Genomic DNA, 1,784 nt, shown 5'->3' with positions numbered 1-1,784 from the left:
GTGAATGAAGGACGAATGACGACCGGGAAACCTAAGCTACCGGTTTCTTTCTGAATACGCTGCTGTACTTCATGCGCTTCATCCATTGAGTGCGCAATACCCGACTTAGCAGAGCCCAGACCAATTTTGGTCATCGCATCTTTAAACTTTTGACGATCTTCTGCTTTGTCAATGGCCTCTGGTGAAGCACCGATCAATTCGCAACCGTATTTTTCAAGAACGCCGTGACGATGCAAATCGAGTGCACAGTTCAAGGCAGTTTGTCCGCCCATAGTTGGCAAAATTGCATCCGGTTTCTCAGTAGCAATAATGCGCTCTACCACTTCCCAGGTGATTGGCTCGATGTAAGTCACATCCGCCATCTCTGGGTCAGTCATGATGGTTGCGGGATTGCTATTGACCAAGATGACTTTGTAACCTTCATCACGCAGAGCTTTACAAGCTTGCGCACCAGAATAGTCAAACTCACAGGCTTGTCCAATCACAATCGGACCAGCACCAATAATCAGAATGCTCTTAATGTCGCTACGCTTAGGCATTATTTGCCCCCCTTATTACCAACAGCGGCAGCATTCATGAGCTCCACAAAACGATCAAATAAATAGGCAATGTCATGAGGACCTGGTGAGGCCTCAGGGTGACCTTGGAAACACAATGCAGGCTTATCTTTCCAAGCCAAACCTTGTAGGGATCCGTCAAATAAAGAGACGTGCGTCACACGAATGTTGTCAGGCAGGGTATTCGCATCGACTGCGAAACCATGGTTCTGGGAGGTAATCGCTACGCGCCCAGTATCTAGATCTTTTACAGGATGGTTTGCACCATGGTGACCAAACTTCATCTTCAAAGTTTTAGCACCGGCGGCCAAGCCCATGATCTGGTGACCTAAACAGATGCCGAAGGTTGGAATACCCTTTTCAATAATTTCTTTTGCAGCGGCAATCGCATAATCGCAAGGCCCAGGATCTCCGGGGCCATTTGAGAAGAACACGCCATCTGGATTCATCGCCAATACTTCAGCAGCACTAGTTTGCGCGGGAACAATCGTTAACTCACAGCCACGCTCGGTGAGCATGCGCAAAATATTGCGCTTCACACCAAAGTCATACGCGACGACTTTTTTGATCGCCTTACTGGTATCTAAACTTCTGTATGCAGGTTTGCCATCTGGACCATGGAGATCCCACTCGGCTTCGTGCCATTGATATGGGGACTTGGTAGTTACTACCTTAGCCAGATCTAAACCAGCCATGCCTGGGAAGGCTTTAGCCAATTCCAAAGCTTTCTTACCGAGAGCCTCTACATCATCACCCATCTTGCCAGCAACGATTGCGCCAGACTGAGCGCCCTTGTCTCGAAGAATGCGGGTCAGTTTGCGAGTATCGATACCTGAGATGCCAACTACACCCGCCTTAGTCAAATAGGCATCTAGAGTTTCTTCAGAGCGGAAATTCGATACGCGCTTGGAAAGATCTTTAACGACCAAACCAGCAGCATGAATTTGGTCCGACTCAGCATCTTGACCATTCACCCCAACGTTACCAATATGGGGATAAGTCAGAGTAACAATTTGGCGTGAATAACTAGGATCAGTAATGATCTCTTGATAGCCAGTGAGTGCGGTATTAAAAACGACTTCGCCGGTAGTTTCGCCAGGGGCGCCAATACTCAGACCGGGAAATACAGTGCCGTCGGCTAGAGCCAACACGGCGGGAGGAAAAGAAGGAAGCAAGGGTGACAAACCATCTCCAGTCCCTGCTCCATCCGACGCTCAACACCCCAAA

Annotated in this window: 1 protein-coding gene and 1 pseudogene; both read right to left on the bottom strand. The window is 48.7% G+C overall.

Features of this window, described 5'->3' with window-relative positions; translation table 11 throughout:
* Positions 1-539 (bottom strand): annotated as a pseudogene (gene carB / locus B7Y67_RS17025) (carbamoyl phosphate synthase large subunit); the annotation flags it as partial.
* Positions 539-1,732 carry a glutamine-hydrolyzing carbamoyl-phosphate synthase small subunit gene (gene carA, locus B7Y67_RS17020; RefSeq protein WP_293599646.1) on the bottom strand — a complete coding sequence of 398 codons (1,194 nt, stop codon included), beginning with the start codon at positions 1,730-1,732 and terminating at the stop codon, positions 539-541. The pseudogene carB and the gene carA, both read right to left, overlap by 1 nt.
* Positions 1,733-1,784 lie beyond the last annotated feature (52 nt).

Source organism: Polynucleobacter sp. 35-46-11, from assembly GCF_002281105.1.
This window is presented reverse-complemented; position numbering and strand designations above follow the sequence as displayed.